Here is a 16913-nt window from a genome sequence, read left to right as displayed (position 1 = left end):
GTGAAAACCTTATTTTTGTTTTTCTTAAATTAAATAATATTTATAAGTAAAAATTCCGTCTTGTAATAAAAGAAAAGGAATTAAAATGAGAGAAATACATTTCTATTTTTTTGTGATTATTTTGTTATTTATAAATAATATAAAAAAACTAATGCTATTCTAAGAAAAAAAATTATTCTTTATAGAAAATAACCTTGATCAGTAAAAATAGGATGCTGATTGGATTTAAATAAATGAAGAAAACTTATGATAGATAAAAAAGTGAAAAAAAAAAATAACTTTTTTTGGATTTATGCAGTTATACTAGCTATACTTTTGATAATATTTTTCTTTAAATCTTCTTTTTCTAATCCTAGAAAAATAGATCAAGATACTTTTTTTGAAATCCTTATGAAGGGAGAGGTGCAAAAAATAATAGTAAAGCACAGAGAAATTGTACATGTTTATTTAAAAAAAGAATTTTTTTCCAATCATGAAAATCCAAATTCTATCAATCCACATGATATTATAAAAAATGAAAATCATAATAGATTTATAACTTTTCCTTTACAATATGAATTTGAAATAGGAGATTTGCAATTCTTTCAAAGAAAATTTGAAGAATACAAAAAAAAATATAATCTAGACACAATTATTGATTTTAAAAATCAACAAGAGTATACTATTACGAAATTTTTTTTTGATTATGGAGTATTTTTGATATTACTGATCATTTTTTGGATTTTTGTATTCCGTAGGATTGGATCTACTGGAGGAGGACCTGGTGGTCAAATATTTAATATTGGAAAATCTAGAGCTAAATTATTTGATGAAAATGATAATGTTAAAATAACATTTAAAGACGTTGCAGGTTTGGAAGGAGCAAAAGAGGAAGTTCAAGAAATTGTAGAATTTTTAAAAAGTCCTCAAAAATATACTAAACTTGGAGGAAAAATACCAAAAGGAGCTCTTTTAATAGGACCACCTGGAACTGGGAAAACTTTATTGGCTAAAGCTGTAGCTGGTGAAGCACAAGTCCCTTTCTTTTCTTTATCCGGTTCTGATTTTGTAGAAATGTTTGTAGGTGTGGGAGCTTCTAGAGTAAGAGATTTGTTTGAAAAAGCAAAAGAAAAATCTCCCTGTATCATATTTATTGATGAAATTGATGCTATAGGAAGAGCTAGAGGAAAAAGTAGCATAGCAGGATCCAATGATGAAAGAGAAAATACTTTAAATCAATTACTTACTGAAATGGATGGATTTGGAACTCATACTAATGTAATTGTTTTGTCTGCTACCAATAGATCCGATATTTTAGATAAAGCATTACTCCGTCCTGGTCGTTTTGATAGAACTATATTGGTGGATCCACCTGAATTAAATGAAAGAAAAGAAATATTCCGTGTTCATCTTCAAAAACTTGTTCTATCCAAAAAAGTAGATATTGATTTTTTGGCTAGACAGACTCCAGGTTTCAGTGGAGCTGATATAGCTAATATTTGTAATGAATCTGCTCTTATTGCTGCAAGAAGAAATAGATCAAAAATAGAAAATAAAGATTTTTTAGATGCAATCGATCGTATTATAGGAGGTTTAGAAAAGAAAAACAAAATAATAAAACCAAATGAAAAAAAAAGAATAGCTTATCATGAAGCTGGACATGCTACAATAAGTTGGCTATTAGAACATGCTGCTCCATTAGTTAAAGTTACTATAGTTCCAAGAGGAAAATCTTTAGGATCTGCATGGTATCTTCCAGAAGAGAGACAACTGACCACTCCAGAACAAATGAAGGATGAAATGTGCGCTTTATTAGCGGGTAGATCTGCAGAAGAAATAATTTTTAGCAGTATCTCAACAGGAGCTTTAAATGATTTGGAAAGAGTAACTAAACAAGCGCAATCTATGGTGGCTATTTTTGGATTGAATGATAGAATTGGAAATATTTCTTATTACGACTCTACAGGACAAAATGAATTTTCTTTTTCTAAACCTTATAGTGAAAAAACCGCGCAAATTATAGATGAAGAAATATCAAAAATTATTACGGAACAGTATCAAAGGGCAAAAAAAATATTAAAAGATAATGAAAAAAAATTATCTATACTGGCTAACGAACTTTTAGAAAAAGAAGTTATTTTTAGAGAAGATTTGAAAAAAATATTTGGAGATAGGCCTTTTTCTGATGATATTGGAGATATGTTGACTTCAGTAAGTCATCCTTAAATTAAAACAATGAAAAAAAAAAAATTGGATTTTTTTATAAGATTGTTTACTGGTTTTATTTATATTCTTCTAATTGTTCTTTCGATTGAAAAAGGAGAAAAGATTTTTAGAATTGTAATGATGATATTATCTTTTTTTTGTTTATTCGAATTTTTAGTTATATCAAAAACAAAAACTTTTTTAATTAAAATAGTTTCTTCTTTTTTTTTATTTTCTATATTTATAGATTTTTTTATGGAAAAAGGATTAATTTTATACATTGTATGTTTTATCCCTTATTCTATAACATTTTTTACCATTCAATTGTTTTCTAGAAAATACTCTCATAAAGAGAAAATAGCACAAGTAAGTCATTTGATTTTTGGATTAATTTATATCATCATGCCTTTCTATTTAGCTTCTTATATATATACTATACATGGTGGAAAAAAGTTAATTTTAGGTACATTTATTCTTATATGGACAAATGATACTTTATCCTATTTAATAGGGAAGAAATGGGGAAAAAGAAAAATTGCTATATCCATATCTCCTAAGAAATCTGTAGAAGGATTTCTTGGAGGTTTATTTTTTTGTTTGATATTAGGAATATATTTATCCAAAATATGGGAAAAATACTGGGTAATTCTTTCTTTTACTGTTCCTATTTTTGCTACTATTGGAGATCTTGTAGAATCTACTATTAAAAGATCTTATAGTGTTAAAAATTCAGGGATATGGTTTCCTGGACATGGAGGATTTTTGGATCGATTAGATAGTTTTATATTTGTAATCCCCATTATAGCTACAGTTAGTGTATTTTTTTTAAATAAATGATAATACATAAAGAAGGTTTTTCGTTTTTGATATGTTCATTAATTTTTGTATTAATAAGTTTTTTTATTTCCATTTTTTTATTCTCTATACTTATCAATTTATTTATATCTTTTTTTTTAATTACGTTATATAGTTTTTTTCTTTTCTTTTTTAGAAATCCAAAAAGAAATTTTTCTTATAATGAGAATGAAGTTATTTCTCCTGCAGATGGAAAAATATTGGAAATAAAAAGTGTTTTTGAAAACGAATATTTAAAAAAAGATTGTATATGTATATCCATATTTATGTCTCCTTTTAATGTACATGTGAATAGATTTCCAGTATCTGGAATAATTACTTATGTTAGATATCATCCAGGAAAATACTGGTTTGCTTGGAATAAAAAAGCCTCGTTTCAAAATGAGCGAACAACTACAGTAGTGGAAACCAAAGAGAAACAAAAAATATTATTTCGACAAATAGCAGGATTCTTGGCTCGTCGCATTATTATTTATGCTAAAAAAAATTTTTTAGCTAAAAAAGGAGAAGAATTTGGATTTATTAAATTTGGTTCCCGAGTAGATATCTATTTACCGTTAAAATCTATTATAATTATAAAGAAGGGAGAAAAAGTTATTGGTGGAAAAACTATAATTTCCATTATACAATAACAAAAACTCCCTTACTTTTTTATTTTACTTCTTCATAATCTACGTCTTGAACATTTTCATTTCCTTTCCCATTTTTATTTTTTCCAGTATCATTATTTGATTTATCGTTTTTTTTAGTAGAAGAATAAAGTTCTTGTGAAGCGTTAGCCCAAGCTTCACTTAATTTTTTTATGCAAAGATCAATAGAGGATAGATCCTTTTTATTGTGGGCTTTTTTTAATTCTTCCAAGGATTTTTCTATATTTTTTTTATTATTTTCAGATAATTTACTTCCATAATCCTTTAACTGTTTTTCTGTTTGAAAAATTTGATTATCTGCAGCATTTAATTTTTCTATTTCCTCTTTAATTTTTTTGTCTTTTTGGGCATTTTCTTCTGCTTCTCTTTTCATTTTATCAATTTCTTCTTGGTTCAAACCTGAAGAAGTTTCAATTCGTATGGATTGTTCTTTTCCTGTTCCTTTATCTTTTGCGGATACATGAAGTATTCCATTAGCATCAATATCAAAACTAACTTCTATTTGAGGAGTTCCTCTAGGAGCAGGAGGTATGTCTACTAAGTCAAATCTACCTATTTCTTTATTATCGTTAAACATAGGTCTTTCTCCTTGTCCTACTCTTATAGTTACTGCAGATTGATTATCAGCTGCTGTAGAAAAAATTTCTGATTTTTTAGTAGGGATTGTAGTATTGGATTCTATAAGTTTTGTAAAAACACCTCCTAAAGTTTCTATTCCTAAAGATAAAGGAGTTACATCCAATAATAAAACATTTTGGACATCTCCTGTTAATACTCCTCCTTGTATAGCTGCTCCTATAGCTACTACTTCATCTGGATTAACTCCTTTAGATGGTTTTTTTTTAAAAAAATCTTCAACTTTTTCTTGGACTTTTGGAATCCGTGTAGATCCTCCAACTAAAATTATTTCATCAATATCTTTAGTTGTTAATCCAGCATCTTCTAAAGCTTTGGAACAAGGAGAGATAGATCGACGTATTAAACTTTCAGATAATTGTTCAAATTTAGCTCTAGTTAATGTGATAACTAAATGTTTTGGACCGGATTCTGTTGCCGTAATATATGGTAAATTAATCTCCGTTTGAGTAGAAGAAGATAATTCTATTTTAGCCTTTTCGGAAGCTTCTTTTAAACGTTGTAAAGCCATAGGATCATTTCTAAGATCTATTCCTTCTTTAGATTTAAATTCATCGGAAAAATAATCGATGATTACTTGATCAAAATTATCTCCCCCCAAATGGGTATCTCCATTTGTAGAAAGTACTTCAAAAACTCCATCTCCTAATTCTAAAATAGAAACATCAAAAGTTCCCCCTCCTAAATCATAAACTACTATTTTTTTGTTTTGATTACTTTTATCTAATCCATAAGCCAATGCTGCGGCTGTTGGTTCATTAATTATTCTTTCTACTTTTAATCCTGCTATTTCTCCTGCTTCTTTAGTAGCTTGTCTTTGCGCATCATTAAAATAGGCGGGGACAGTAATAACGGCTTGATTTACTTCTTTTCCCAAATAATCTTCCGCTGTTTTTTTCATTTTTTGAAGAATCATCGCCGATATTTCTTGAGGAGCATATAGTCTATTTTCTATATTAACACGAGGAGTATTATTTCCTCCTTTTACAATTTTGTAAGGAATGTGTTTTAATTCTTCTGTTACCTCAGAAAACATTCTACCCATAAAACGTTTAATGGAAAAAATGGTTTTTTGTGGATTGGTTACTGCTTGTCTTTTTGCAGGATCTCCTATCTTTCTTTCTCCTCCTTCTACAAAAGCAACTATAGATGGAGTAGTTCTTTTTCCTTCTGAATTAGGAATAACAACAGGATCGTTTATCTCCATTACTGCTACACAGGAATTTGTTGTTCCCAGGTCTATACCTATAATTTTACTCATTTTTATTACTTTTTTTCTTAATAAATCAAGATATCCAATCATTATGCCATAATTAAGAGGTATGACAATAATATGCTTTCAATCAAAAAAAAAATTTGTTTTTTTATGACAAAAAGTCATTAAATATTAATTTTTTTCTGAAAATATCTTATATTTGATCCTACATGGATTCTTTAAGTTTTAAGACTATTAATAAAATTTGTCCAAAGAAATGGATTTTAATGGACGCAAGCAACCAATGTCTTGGAAGATTTTCTACTAAGGTTGCTTTAAGAATAAGAGGCAAACACAAATCTAACTTTTCTCCACATATAGATTGTGGTGATCATGTTGTAGTGATTCATTCTGAAAAAATAAAATTAACTGGTAAAAAATGGATTTCTAAGAAATATGTCCGTTATACTGGTTTTCCAGGTGGTAAAAAAATAACCTCTGTTAGAGCTCTTTTTCATAAAAATCCAAAACAGTTAATATATAAAGCAGTTAAAGGTATGCTTCCTAAAAATCGTTTAAGATATAAGATCATAAAGAATCTTCATATTTATACAGGGAAGGAACACAAGCATAAGGCACAAAAACCAATATTGTTAAATTATTGAAAGAGATGATCCATACTATAGGAAGAAGAAAAAGATCCCTTGCTCGTATATACCTAAGGCAAGGAGAGGGATCCATTATGATTAACACTCAAAAATACGAACAATATTTTCCAAAAAATGTTCATGTAAAAGTTTTATATCCTCTTAAATTAATAGATAATTATAAGTTTGATATAACGATTCAAGTTAATGGAGGAGGGTTTAATGGACAAGCGGAAGCGATTTGTCTTGCTATATCTAGAGCACTTTGTCAACTTGATTTCAATAATAGAAATATATTAAAAAAGAAAGGATTATTAACCCGTGATTCTAGAGAAGTGGAAAGGAAAAAATTTGGTCAAAAAAAAGCAAGAAAAAGATTTCAGTTTTCGAAACGTTAAAAAAATGGAAATTAATACCAATGATTTATTGAAAGCAGGAGTTCATTTTGGACATATTTCTCGGAAATGGAATCCAAAAATGCGTCCTTTTATTTTCATGAAAAAAGGTGGATTTCATATTATAGATTTATCCAAAACAATTCTTAAACTAGAAGAAGCCTGTAAAGAATTAAAAAAAATTGTGACTATGGGTAAAAAAATTTTATTAGTGGGAACAAAAGCGCAGGCTAGAGAAAAAGTTTGTCATTATGCAAAAAGTGTAAGTATGCCTTTTGTTACGGAAAGATGGTTAGGGGGTTTATTGACCAATTTTGCTACAATTAGAAAGTCTGTAAAAAGAATGAATAATATAGAAAGAATGAAAAAGAATGGGACTTTTGATACTTTATCTAAAAAAGAACGGTTATTGATCAATAGATTATATGTCAAGTTGTATAAAAATCTAGGAAGTATTTCCTCTATGACACATCTACCAGGAGGAGTTTTTTTGATAGATCCATACAAAGAAAAAATAGCATTATCAGAAGCTATAAGATTAGATATTCCTGTTTTTGCTATGGTAGATACTAATACAGATCCAAATGGAATTAATTATCCTATTCCATCCAATGATGATTCTTCAAAATCCATCGATATGATTTTGCAGTTCATAACAAAAGCAATCCAACAAGGTATTCATTCAAATAAAAATGAAAACTTATGAAAATTTCACTTATTAAGAGATTAAGGGAAACTACCGGGGTTGGAATTATGGATTGTAAAAAAGCTTTAATAAGAACAAATGGAAATTTTGAAATGGCTATTGATTTATTAAGAAAAAAAGGAAAGAAAATAGCTATACGTCGTTCTTATATAGAGGGGAAAGAAGGAGCTGTTACCTCTTCAATAAATCTTGATAGTACTTGTGGAACCATTATAGGTTTAAGTTGTGAAACGGATTTTCTTTCTAGAAGTTCTATTTTTTTGGACTTTCTTTTTGAATTATCCAGAAAATCATTTTTATACGATAAAAAAAGAGAATTTTTATTTAGTTTTCATCATGGAGTAAGTATTCAAGAAATGATTTTTGAAAAAATGAGTGTTGTAGGTGAAAAACTTGAATTAAAAATATTTGAGAAAATTAATTCCCCTTTTGTAACCAATTACACTCATAATAATCAAATAGCAACTTTGGTTGGATTTAATTCTGTAATTGATAAATCTGTAGCGAAAGATATAGCTATGCATATTACAGCTATGGATCCTATAGCTTTAAATGAACAAGAAATTCCAGAATATTTAATGAAAAAGGAATTGGAAATTATTCAACATCAAGTAAAAATTGTAAAAAAACCAGAAGAAATGAAGAAAAAAATTATTTCAGGAAAAATTAAGAAATTTGTATTAGAGAATACTCTTTTAAATCAAAAATTTATAAAAGATCAAAGAATAACTGTTCAAGAATACATAAAAAAATTTACAAAAGGAGAAATAAAAATAAATTCTTATAAAAGAATATGTCTTTTATAAAAAAATGAAAAAATTGGTATTGATAATATTGGATGGATGGGGTTTATCTTGTGAAAAATTTTCTGTTTATTCTTCTGCTATTGAAATTGCTAAAACTCCGTTTATGGATTATTGCTATAAATTTTTTCCTTATAGTAAACTTCGTGCGTCTGGAACATATGTAGGTTTACCAGAAAAACAAATGGGAAATTCGGAAGTTGGTCATATTAATTTAGGATCTGGACGAAAAGTAATTCAAAGTTTGGAAAAAATAAATGAATCTATTAATAGAAAACTTTTTCAGGAAAAAATAAAACCTGTTTTTGATTATGTTGTTGATTCTGGAAAAAGGATTCATTTTATTGGATTATTATCGGATGGAGGAGTTCATTCCCATATGAATCATCTTTTGTATTTACTTAGAATAGCTCATGAAAAAAACATAAAGAAAGTTTTTGTACATGTATTTACTGATGGACGAGATACTTCTCCAAAAAAAGGAGTTTATTATTTAAAAAATCTTTTGGATATGATGAAAAAATATGTGGGAGAATTATCAACGATTGTTGGAAGATATTATTCTATGGATAGAGATCAACGATGGGATAGGATTAGAATTGCGTATGATGCTATGGTTCATTCAAAAGGTTTTTATTGTAAGACTAGTGATGTAATAAAACATATAGAAAAATCTTATAATAAAGGAATTACTGATGAATTTTTGTTGCCTATAATAGTGGTTGATAATTTTGGCCATCCTATTTCTAGAATAGAAAAAGAAGATGTAGTTTTTTGTTTTAATTTTCGTTCAGATCGATCAAGACAAATAACAGAAATTTTAACTAATAATATAAAAGAAAAAAATACTCCTTTTTCAGGAATACGAAAATTGGATTTGTATTATATAACTATGACTTGTTATAATCCCATATATAAAAATATTGATGTTCTTTTTGAAAAAGAAAATTTATCCAATACATTGGGAGAAATTTTAGAGAAAGAAGGAAAAAAACAAATTCGCATAGCAGAAACAGAAAAGTATCCACATGTTACTTTTTTCTTTTCAGGAGGACGTGAGTCTAATTTTAATGGAGAAACTAGAATTCTATGTGAATCTCCTAAGGTATCTACTTATGATTTACAACCTGAAATGAGTGCAAGAAAGATTGTGAATAAAATTGTTCCTGAATTAAGAAGAAAAGAAGTGGATTTTGTTTGTTTAAATTTCGCTAATCCAGATATGGTTGGTCATACTGGGAAAATGAAAGAAACTATAAAAGCCTGTGAATTTGTTGATCATTGCACCAATATTTGTGTTATAGAAGCTATGAAAAATTTGTATACAGTTGTTATAGTTGGGGATCATGGAAATGCGGATTGTATGATTAATACAGATGGAACTCCAAATACTTCTCATTCCAATTCTTTAGTTCCTTTTATTCTTTTGAGTCCAAGATTTAAAAATAGGAGAAATATTTTTTTAAGAAAAGAAGCAACTCTATCGGATGTAGCTCCTACAATTCTTCAATTGATGAAGTTACCTAAACCTAATGAAATGAGTGGTTTTTCTATAATAAAAAAAATAAAAAATGGTTAAAACGATTGAGGAAATAATTCTTATAAAGAAAAGTGCTTGTTTAGCATCAAGAACATTAGGAATGTTAGCTGGAGAAGTAAAACCTGGAATAAATACTCTTTATTTAGATCATCTTGCTGAGAATTTCATTCGGGATCATGGTGGTGTTCCTGCTTTTTTAGGTTTGTATGATTTTCCAAATACTCTATGTGTTTCTCCAAATTATCAAGTGGTACATGGAATCCCTAATCAAAATCCTTTGTGTGAAGGAGATATTTTGTCTATAGATTGTGGGGTTTATATGAATGGATTTTATGGAGAACATGCTTATACTTTCGAAGTAGGGATAGTTTCGAATACTGTTAAAAGATTTCTTAATTGTTCAAAGAAATCTCTTTATGCAGGTTTATCCAAATGTAAAAAGGGAAATTTTATTGGGGATATAGGTTACTCTATTCAATCCTGTATTGAAAATTATGGATATAGTGTGGTAAAAGATCTTGTTGGTCATGGATTGGGAAAAAAAATGCATGAAGATCCTCAAATTCCTAATTTTGGAGAGAAAGGAAAAGGAATAAAATTAGAAGAAGGTTTTGTTCTTTCTATAGAACCTATGGTAAATAAAGGAAAATCTGAGGTAGATTTTCACAAAGATGGTTGGACTATTACAACTTCAGATAGAGATCTTTCCGCTCATTTTGAGCACAATGTAGCTATTGTGAATGGATTTCCTTGTTTACTTTCCACTTTCCGTTATATTTACGATAAACTTAATATTCATTCTTTGGAAGAAAAACCTTTTCAAAATGAAAAAATTAATATTGATTTTTTTTAATCTTATTTTAGTTGTAATTTGTTGTGAAAAATTTTCGTTAAAAATGAAATATGCCTACTATACAACAACTAATTAGAAAGGGGAGGAGCTCTGTTTCTAAAAAAAGAAAGTCTATTGCATTAGGATTTTGTCCACAACGAAGAGGAGTTTGTACGAGAGTATATACTACTACTCCGAAGAAACCAAATTCTGCTATGCGAAAAGTAGCCCGTGTACGTTTCACTAATGGAAAAGAAGTAATCAGTTATATAACTGGAGAAGGGCATAATCTTCAAGAACATTCTATTGTATTAGTAAAAGGAGGAAGAGTGAAGGATTTACCAGGTGTAAAATATAAGATAGTACGTGGAGCTCGTGATACGGCTGGAGTAAATGGAAGAAAAAAGAGTAGAAGTAAATATGGATCTAAGATTTCTAAGAATTCTCAAACAAAACAAACAAAAAAAGAGTTATGAGAAAAAAAAGGAAGAAAAAAAAGATATATTTTCCTGATCCAAAATTTAATGATTCTTTAGTTACTCGTTTTGTCAATCATTTAATGAAAAATGGAAAAAAAAATTTAGCATATAAAATATTTTATGATGCTATGAAAAAAATAGAACAGATCAAGGAAAAAGAGGAAAAATCCGCATTAGAAATATGGAAAGTAGGATTAAAAAATGTAATGCCTCATGTAGAAGTGATAAGTCGTCGTATGGGAGGTTCTAATATTCAAGTTCCTATTATTATTTCTCCCGATAGTAAAATAACAAAAGGAATGAAATTACTGATATCTTGTGCGGCTATTAGAAATGAGAAGAGTATGTCGAATAAATTAGCTTTTGAAATATTTGATGCTTTTAAAGAACAAGGAGAAGCAGTTAAAAGAAAAGAAAATATTCATAAAATGGCTGAAGCGAATAAAGCATTTTCCCATTTTAGATTTTAGAAAAAAAAATATGGAAAGAGATTTAAGGTTTATGAGAAACATAGGGATAGCAGCACATATTGATGCAGGGAAAACTACAACTACAGAAAGAATTTTATTTTATACAGGAATTAATCATAAAATGGGAGAGGTACATGATGGAGCAGCTACAATGGACTGGATGTTGCAAGAACAAGAACGTGGAATAACTATAACTTCTGCAGCTACATGTTGTGAATGGAATTATAACAATATAAAATATCAAATAAATATTATAGATACTCCTGGTCATGTGGATTTTACTGTAGAAGTAGAACGATCGTTAAGAGTATTAGATGGGATGGTAGTTTTATTTAGTGCTGTAGATGGAGTAGAGCCTCAATCAGAAACAGTATGGAGACAAGCAGATAAATATAATGTACCTAGAATAGCTTTTGTCAATAAAATGGATCGTCAAGGAGCTGACTTTTTTGATGTTTGTTTGCAAATGAAAAAAATGTTAGGAGCTAATTCTATTCCATTACAAATTCCTATAGGAAATGGAGATAATTTTATAGGAGTTGTGGATTTAATATCCAATAAAGCTATTGTGTGGGATGATAGGAATTATGGAGTGACTTATCAGGAAATTCCTATTCCATATGAAATGAAAAAGATAGTGAAAGAATATCAGGAAAAGATTATAGAATCTTTATCGGAATATGATGACAAGATTATGGAAAAATTTTTGTATGATAATTCTTCTATTTCTGAAGAAGAAATTATAAATTCTTTGCATAGGAATACGATAGAAATGAAATTGATTCCTGTATTATGTGGTTCTTCTTTTAAAAATAAAGGAGTTCAAGCTATGTTAGATGCAGTATGTCGTTATTTACCATCTCCTCTTGAGGTTAAAGATATTGTAGGGATTAATCCTATTAATCAAAAAATAGAAAGAAGAAAGCCTAGTGAAAAGGAACCATTTTCTGCATTAGCATTTAAAATAGCTAGTGATCCTTTTGTAGGACGTTTAGCTTTTTTTAGAGTATATTCTGGAAAAATTGATTCAGGATCATATAGTTTAAATACTAGATCTGGAAATAAGGAACGTATTTCTAGAATATATCAAATGCATGCTAATAAACAGAATCCTATTTGTAGAATAGGGGCTGGAGATATTGCAGCAGTAGTAGGGTTTAAGGATATTAAAACAGGAGACACTTTGTGTGATGAAAAATTTCCTATTCTTTTAGAAAATATATCTTTTCCTGATCCGGTAATTGGTCTAGCTATTGAGCCTAAGTTGAAATCAGATATAGATAAAATGAGTTTAGCTTTATCTAAATTAATGGAGGAAGATCCTACTTTTCAAGTTCGTACGGATAATTATACCGGACAGACTATTATTTCCGGAATGGGGGAATTGCATTTAGAAATTATTTTAGATAGAATGAAAAGGGAATTTCAAGTAGAAGTTAATCAAGGAAAACCTCAAGTGGAATACAAAGAAGCTTTAACAAATTTAGTGGAACATAGGGAAATTTATAAGAAACAAACAGGAGGTAGAGGTAAATATGCTGATGTATTATTTAGATTAGAACCAGGAAATATCGGAAAACCAGGTTTAGAATTTATCAATAAAATAAGAGGTGGAAATGTTCCTAAAGAATATATTCCATCCATAGAGAAAGGATGTAAAGACATGATGAAAAACGGACCTCTATCTGGATATGAAATAGATAGTGCAAAAATTACGATATTGGATGGATCTTATCATCCTGTTGATTCTGATCAACTATCTTTTGAAATAGCGGGAAAACTTGGTTTTAAAGAAGCGGCAAAGAAGGCTAATCCTATTTTATTAGAACCAATTATGAAATTAGAGGTAATGATCCCAGAAGAAAATATGGGAGATGTGATAGGAGATTTAAATCGTAGAAGAGGAATTATTCAAAATATGAAAAATCGGAATACTATAAAAGTAATTCAAGCTTTAGTTCCTTTATCTGAAATGTTTGGATATGTAACAATATTGCGTACACTTTCTTCTGGAAGAGGAACTTCTATTATGGAGTTTTCTCATTATGATGCAGTTCCAAAAAATATAATGGATAATATAATTGGAGTAAATTCTTCTAATAAAATTGATAATAAAAAAGTGAAAAAACAATAATACTATGGGTCATGATATAAAAATAAAATTGAAGTCTTATGACTATAATTTATTGGATAAATCTGCTGAGAAAATTGTAAAATCTGTTTTACCAACAGGAGTGGTGTTGAATGGACCAGTTCCATTACCTACTGAAAAGAAGATATTCACAGTTTTACGTTCTCCTCATGTGAATAAGAAGTCAAGAGAACAATTTTTACTTCCTACTCATAAAAGACTTTTGCAAATCCATAATGCCTCATCTAAAACAGTAGATGCTCTAATGAAATTAGAATTGCCAAGTGGAGTTGAAGCGGAAATTAAAGTCTAAAGAAAAAAGATGGGAGGATTAATAGGAATAAATTTTGGAATGACAAGTTTTTTTTCTAAGGATGGAAAGAATATTCCATGTTCTATTATAAGAATAGAACCGTGTTATGTTGTGCAGATAAAAACAGTAAAAAAGGACGGTTATTATTCTATTCAACTGGGAATGGATGAAAAAAAGAAAAAACATACTACGAAATCCTTACAAGGTCATTTTAACAAGGCAGGAATTTCTCCAAAGAAAAAATTATTAGAATTTAAAGGTTTATTTGGAAAAGATTCTATTCAATTGGGAGATAAAATAAATGTAAATTTTTTTATGGAAGGAGAATTAGTAGACGTAAAAGGTATTTCTAAGGGAAAAGGTTTTCAAGGTGTAGTAAAAAGACATGGATTTTCAGGAGTAGGAGAAACTAGTCATGGTCAACACAATCGTTTGAGAGCACCTGGATCCATTGGGGCAGGATCTGATCCTTCACGTATTTTTAAGGGAAAAAAGATGGCTGGAAGGATGGGAGGAAAAAATATTACTATTCAAAATTTAGAAATATTAAAAATAGATGAATATAAAAATATTTTGGTATTGAAAGGATCAGTTCCAGGAAATAAGAATTCATATTTAATGATTAAGAAAAAAAGATGGAAATAAAAATTTTAGATATAAAAGGTAATTGGACCAATCGAAAAGTTGAGTTCAATGATGCTTTTTTTTCTAAAAAATCTTATGATCATTCTATTTATTTAGAAATAAAGAGATATTTATCCGCACAACGTCAAGGAACACATAAGTCTAAGGAAAGAGGAGAGGTATCTGGGAGTACTAGGAAAATACACAAGCAAAAGGGAACTGGGGAATCTAGAAAAGGAAATATTAAAAATCCTATATTTAAAGGAGGAGGGAGAGTTTTCGGACCACGTCCTAGACGTTATTTTGAAAAGATAAATAAATCTACAAGAAATTTGGTTAGGAAAACTATTATAGAATATAAATTAAAAACAAATAAAGTCAGAGTGATAGAAGATATTCAATTGGAAAAGCCGAATACAAAATTTATTTTTAATCTTCTTAGAATTTTACATTTAAAAGATGAAAAATCATTGATGATAGTTGGAATAAAAAATAAAAATTTATATTTATCATCTAGGAATTTAAAAAAATTTAAGTTGTTGAATGTTGAAGAATTAGATTGTTACTCTTTGTTGAATTTTTTATATATTATTTTTTCTGAAAGTTCAGTGAATAGAATTCGTGAACTTTTCATGAATTAATTTAGATTATATATGATTTTAATTAAACCTTTTATTACAGAAAAATATTCTATAAAAGAAAAGGATTCTTATTATGTTTTTTCTGTATGTATCAACAGTAATAAACAACAGATAAAAAAAGAAATAAGTGATATATTTGGGGTTTCAGTAAAGAGTATTCGAACAATGATTTCTTGTAGGAAAGATAAATCTAAATATACAAAGAAGGGCTTTTTATATGGAAAAACCAATAGATTGAAGAAAGCAATTGTTCAATTGAAAGATAATCAAAAAATTGATTATTTTAAAAGATAATGTCTATATGTCTATAAAAAAATTAAAACCAATAACATCTAGTCAACGTTTTAGAATTGTCAATAATTATGATCAAATTACAAATAATTATCCGGAAAAATCTTTGACAAAGGGATTATGTAAATCTGGAGGGAGAAATAATTATGGGAGAATGACTATGCGTTATTTTGGAGGTGGTCATAAGAGGAAATATAGAATAATTGATTTTAAAAGAAGGAAATTTGGAATTCCTGCAATTATAAAATCTATAGAGTATGATCCTAACCGATCTTCTTTCATAGCTCTTTTACATTATAAGGATGGAGAAAAACGATATATCATAGCTATGAATGGATTTAAAATAGGACAAGAAATTATTTCTGGAAAAAAAATTTCTTTTAATATAGGAGATTCTACTTTTTTGAGTGAAATTCCATTAGGAACGAATATTTCTTGTATAGAGTTGATCCCTGGACAAGGAGCTAAAATAGCAAGAAGTGCAGGAGCTTATGCTCAATTATTTGCAAAAAATGGAAAATATGCCACTTTAAAATTTCCTTCTGGAGAAATGAGAATGGTAATGATTAATTGTATGGCTACCATAGGAATAGTTTCCAATCCAGATCATCAGTCAGAAACATATGGAAAAGCTGGAAAAAATCGTCATTTTGGAAGAAGACCTAGAACTAGAGGGGTAGCTATGAATCCTGTAGATCATCCAATGGGAGGAGGAGAAGGAAAAGCTTCTGGTGGAATTCCTAGAAGTAGAAAAGGTTTCCCTTCTAAAGGATTTAGAACACGTTCTAGAAAAAAATATTCAGATAGATATATTTTGCAACGAAGGAAAAAATAAAATTTTTAATTTATGGCAAGATCTTTAAAGAAAGGTCCATTTGTTTCTCATAAGTTATATAATAAGGTTTTAAATAATATAAAATTGGAAAAAAAGTCTATCATTAAGACCTGGTCAAGGCCTTCCACTATTTTACCAGATTTTGTAGGACAAACTTTTGCAGTTCATAATGGAAGAAAATTTATTAATGTTTATATCACAGAAAATATGATTGGACATAAATTAGGAGAATTTGCGCCTACTCGTACTTTTAGAGGACATGCTGGATCAAAAAATAAATTAAAAACAAAGAATTAAAATTATGATAAAAAAAGATGCTGTTAAAGATACTATTGTTTCAGCTTCTTTAAATGGAATACGTAGTTCTCCCAGAAAAATGAGATTAGTCGTTAATATTATTCGAAATAAAAGTATTCTAAAATCATTGGATATATTGAAGTACAGTAGTAAGCATAAAATTACTATTCATTTAAGAAAATTACTTCTTTCTTTGTTGTCTAATTACAGACAAAAATATATGGAAGATTCTAAAAAATACTTATACATAAAGGAGATTATGGTTAATCAAGGAAAAACTTTAAAAAGATTACGTCCTGTTCCTCAAGGTAGAGGACATAGGATTAGAAAGAGGTCAAGTAATGTTCTAGTTGTTTTAGGAATAAGGAATGGAAATTAATTAAATTATA

General features: G+C 28.6%; 20 protein-coding genes. 19 read left to right on the top strand and 1 reads right to left on the bottom strand.

Annotated features, from left to right (window positions below):
* Window positions 1-246: 246 nt before the first annotated feature.
* The 3 genes from ftsH to MADAR_RS01930 are packed head-to-tail and all read left to right on the top strand — an operon-like array spanning window position 247 to window position 3671.
* The gene (ftsH, locus tag MADAR_RS01940; RefSeq protein WP_014158852.1) at window positions 247-2205 is read left to right on the top strand and encodes an ATP-dependent zinc metalloprotease FtsH; all 1959 of its coding nucleotides are present in this window, start codon (window positions 247-249) and stop codon (window positions 2203-2205) included.
* A 9-nt stretch (window positions 2206-2214) separates the two neighbouring features.
* Window positions 2215-3021 (top strand): phosphatidate cytidylyltransferase, encoded by an 807-nt coding sequence (locus MADAR_RS01935; protein ID WP_014158851.1) that lies wholly within the window; start codon window positions 2215-2217, stop codon window positions 3019-3021.
* The gene (locus MADAR_RS01930; protein WP_041178040.1) at window positions 3021-3671 is read left to right on the top strand and encodes a phosphatidylserine decarboxylase family protein; all 651 of its coding nucleotides are present in this window, start codon (window positions 3021-3023) and stop codon (window positions 3669-3671) included. Before MADAR_RS01935 ends, MADAR_RS01930 begins: the two co-directional genes overlap by 1 nt.
* A 19-nt stretch (window positions 3672-3690) precedes the next feature.
* Here MADAR_RS01930 and dnaK read toward each other — a convergent pair whose 3' ends face one another.
* On the bottom strand, window positions 3691-5586 hold the full coding sequence (gene dnaK, locus MADAR_RS01925; protein WP_041177993.1) for a molecular chaperone DnaK: 1896 nt from the start codon (window positions 5584-5586) through the stop codon (window positions 3691-3693).
* A gap of 164 nt (window positions 5587-5750) precedes the next feature.
* Here dnaK and rplM point away from each other — a divergent pair, with 164 nt between their 5' ends.
* From rplM to MADAR_RS01845, 16 genes are read left to right on the top strand one after another with little or no spacing between them, the layout of a single operon-like run.
* Window positions 5751-6185, top strand: coding sequence for a 50S ribosomal protein L13 (gene rplM / locus MADAR_RS01920; protein ID WP_014158848.1), 435 nt, complete (start codon window positions 5751-5753; stop codon window positions 6183-6185).
* A gap of 5 nt (window positions 6186-6190) precedes the next feature.
* Window positions 6191-6565 (top strand): 30S ribosomal protein S9, encoded by a 375-nt coding sequence (gene rpsI, locus MADAR_RS01915; RefSeq protein ID WP_014158847.1) that lies wholly within the window; start codon window positions 6191-6193, stop codon window positions 6563-6565.
* A gap of 4 nt (window positions 6566-6569) precedes the next feature.
* A complete protein-coding gene (gene rpsB, locus MADAR_RS01910) occupies window positions 6570-7268 on the top strand; it encodes a 30S ribosomal protein S2 (protein WP_014158846.1) in 699 nt (232 codons plus the stop codon).
* A complete protein-coding gene (gene tsf, locus MADAR_RS01905) occupies window positions 7265-8074 on the top strand; it encodes a translation elongation factor Ts (protein WP_014158845.1) in 810 nt (269 codons plus the stop codon). Before rpsB ends, tsf begins: the two co-directional genes overlap by 4 nt.
* A gap of 4 nt (window positions 8075-8078) precedes the next feature.
* Window positions 8079-9650, top strand: a complete 1572-nt coding sequence (gene gpmI / locus MADAR_RS01900; protein ID WP_014158844.1) for a 2,3-bisphosphoglycerate-independent phosphoglycerate mutase — start codon at window positions 8079-8081, stop codon at window positions 9648-9650.
* Complete coding sequence (map, locus tag MADAR_RS01895; RefSeq protein WP_014158843.1) at window positions 9643-10464, top strand: type I methionyl aminopeptidase; 822 nt, start codon at window positions 9643-9645, stop codon at window positions 10462-10464. Before gpmI ends, map begins: the two co-directional genes overlap by 8 nt.
* Before the next feature lie 50 nt (window positions 10465-10514).
* Complete coding sequence (gene rpsL, locus MADAR_RS01890; protein WP_014158842.1) at window positions 10515-10919, top strand: 30S ribosomal protein S12; 405 nt, start codon at window positions 10515-10517, stop codon at window positions 10917-10919.
* Window positions 10916-11392: a 30S ribosomal protein S7 gene (rpsG, locus tag MADAR_RS01885; RefSeq protein WP_014158841.1), complete on the top strand. Its 477-nt coding sequence runs from the start codon at window positions 10916-10918 to the stop codon at window positions 11390-11392. The genes rpsL and rpsG overlap by 4 nt, the downstream gene beginning before the upstream one ends.
* A 10-nt stretch (window positions 11393-11402) precedes the next feature.
* The gene (gene fusA / locus MADAR_RS01880) at window positions 11403-13526 is read left to right on the top strand and encodes an elongation factor G (protein WP_014158840.1); all 2124 of its coding nucleotides are present in this window, start codon (window positions 11403-11405) and stop codon (window positions 13524-13526) included.
* A 4-nt stretch (window positions 13527-13530) separates the two neighbouring features.
* The gene (gene rpsJ, locus MADAR_RS01875; protein ID WP_014158839.1) at window positions 13531-13836 is read left to right on the top strand and encodes a 30S ribosomal protein S10; all 306 of its coding nucleotides are present in this window, start codon (window positions 13531-13533) and stop codon (window positions 13834-13836) included.
* Between the two features lie 9 nt (window positions 13837-13845).
* A complete protein-coding gene (gene rplC / locus MADAR_RS01870) occupies window positions 13846-14481 on the top strand; it encodes a 50S ribosomal protein L3 (protein ID WP_014158838.1) in 636 nt (211 codons plus the stop codon).
* The gene (gene rplD / locus MADAR_RS01865; protein ID WP_014158837.1) at window positions 14472-15101 is read left to right on the top strand and encodes a 50S ribosomal protein L4; all 630 of its coding nucleotides are present in this window, start codon (window positions 14472-14474) and stop codon (window positions 15099-15101) included. The genes rplC and rplD overlap by 10 nt, the downstream gene beginning before the upstream one ends.
* 12 nt (window positions 15102-15113) lie before the next feature.
* On the top strand, window positions 15114-15395 hold the full coding sequence (gene rplW / locus MADAR_RS01860) for a 50S ribosomal protein L23 (protein ID WP_014158836.1): 282 nt from the start codon (window positions 15114-15116) through the stop codon (window positions 15393-15395).
* A 7-nt stretch (window positions 15396-15402) separates the two neighbouring features.
* Window positions 15403-16227, top strand: coding sequence for a 50S ribosomal protein L2 (gene rplB / locus MADAR_RS01855; RefSeq protein ID WP_014158835.1), 825 nt, complete (start codon window positions 15403-15405; stop codon window positions 16225-16227).
* 12 nt (window positions 16228-16239) lie between these two features.
* Entirely contained in the window at window positions 16240-16524 is a 285-nt protein-coding gene (gene rpsS / locus MADAR_RS01850; RefSeq protein WP_014158834.1) for a 30S ribosomal protein S19, read from the top strand.
* 4 nt (window positions 16525-16528) lie between these two features.
* The gene (locus tag MADAR_RS01845; RefSeq protein WP_014158833.1) at window positions 16529-16903 is read left to right on the top strand and encodes a 50S ribosomal protein L22; all 375 of its coding nucleotides are present in this window, start codon (window positions 16529-16531) and stop codon (window positions 16901-16903) included.
* Window positions 16904-16913: the final 10 nt, after the last annotated feature.

The sequence above is a fragment of the Blattabacterium sp. (Mastotermes darwiniensis) str. MADAR genome (genome assembly GCF_000233435.1).
GTDB lineage: Bacteria > Bacteroidota > Bacteroidia > Flavobacteriales > Blattabacteriaceae > Blattabacterium.
This window is presented reverse-complemented; position numbering and strand designations above follow the sequence as displayed.

Coding starts and splice junctions, on each gene's coding strand:
- ftsH (WP_014158852.1), top strand. CDS start 247: ATGATAGATAAAAAAGTGAAAAAAAAAAATAACTTTTTTTGGATTTAT.
- MADAR_RS01935 (WP_014158851.1), top strand. CDS start 2,215: ATGAAAAAAAAAAAATTGGATTTTTTTATAAGATTGTTTACTGGTTTT.
- dnaK (WP_041177993.1), bottom strand. CDS start 5,586: ATGAGTAAAATTATAGGTATAGACCTGGGAACAACAAATTCCTGTGTA.
- rplM (WP_014158848.1), top strand. CDS start 5,751: ATGGATTCTTTAAGTTTTAAGACTATTAATAAAATTTGTCCAAAGAAA.
- rpsI (WP_014158847.1), top strand. CDS start 6,191: ATGATCCATACTATAGGAAGAAGAAAAAGATCCCTTGCTCGTATATAC.
- rpsB (WP_014158846.1), top strand. CDS start 6,570: ATGGAAATTAATACCAATGATTTATTGAAAGCAGGAGTTCATTTTGGA.
- tsf (WP_014158845.1), top strand. CDS start 7,265: ATGAAAATTTCACTTATTAAGAGATTAAGGGAAACTACCGGGGTTGGA.
- gpmI (WP_014158844.1), top strand. CDS start 8,079: ATGAAAAAATTGGTATTGATAATATTGGATGGATGGGGTTTATCTTGT.
- map (WP_014158843.1), top strand. CDS start 9,643: ATGGTTAAAACGATTGAGGAAATAATTCTTATAAAGAAAAGTGCTTGT.
- rpsL (WP_014158842.1), top strand. CDS start 10,515: ATGCCTACTATACAACAACTAATTAGAAAGGGGAGGAGCTCTGTTTCT.
- rpsG (WP_014158841.1), top strand. CDS start 10,916: ATGAGAAAAAAAAGGAAGAAAAAAAAGATATATTTTCCTGATCCAAAA.
- fusA (WP_014158840.1), top strand. CDS start 11,403: ATGGAAAGAGATTTAAGGTTTATGAGAAACATAGGGATAGCAGCACAT.
- rpsJ (WP_014158839.1), top strand. CDS start 13,531: ATGGGTCATGATATAAAAATAAAATTGAAGTCTTATGACTATAATTTA.
- rplC (WP_014158838.1), top strand. CDS start 13,846: ATGGGAGGATTAATAGGAATAAATTTTGGAATGACAAGTTTTTTTTCT.
- rplD (WP_014158837.1), top strand. CDS start 14,472: ATGGAAATAAAAATTTTAGATATAAAAGGTAATTGGACCAATCGAAAA.
- rplW (WP_014158836.1), top strand. CDS start 15,114: ATGATTTTAATTAAACCTTTTATTACAGAAAAATATTCTATAAAAGAA.
- rplB (WP_014158835.1), top strand. CDS start 15,403: ATGTCTATAAAAAAATTAAAACCAATAACATCTAGTCAACGTTTTAGA.
- rpsS (WP_014158834.1), top strand. CDS start 16,240: ATGGCAAGATCTTTAAAGAAAGGTCCATTTGTTTCTCATAAGTTATAT.
- MADAR_RS01845 (WP_014158833.1), top strand. CDS start 16,529: ATGATAAAAAAAGATGCTGTTAAAGATACTATTGTTTCAGCTTCTTTA.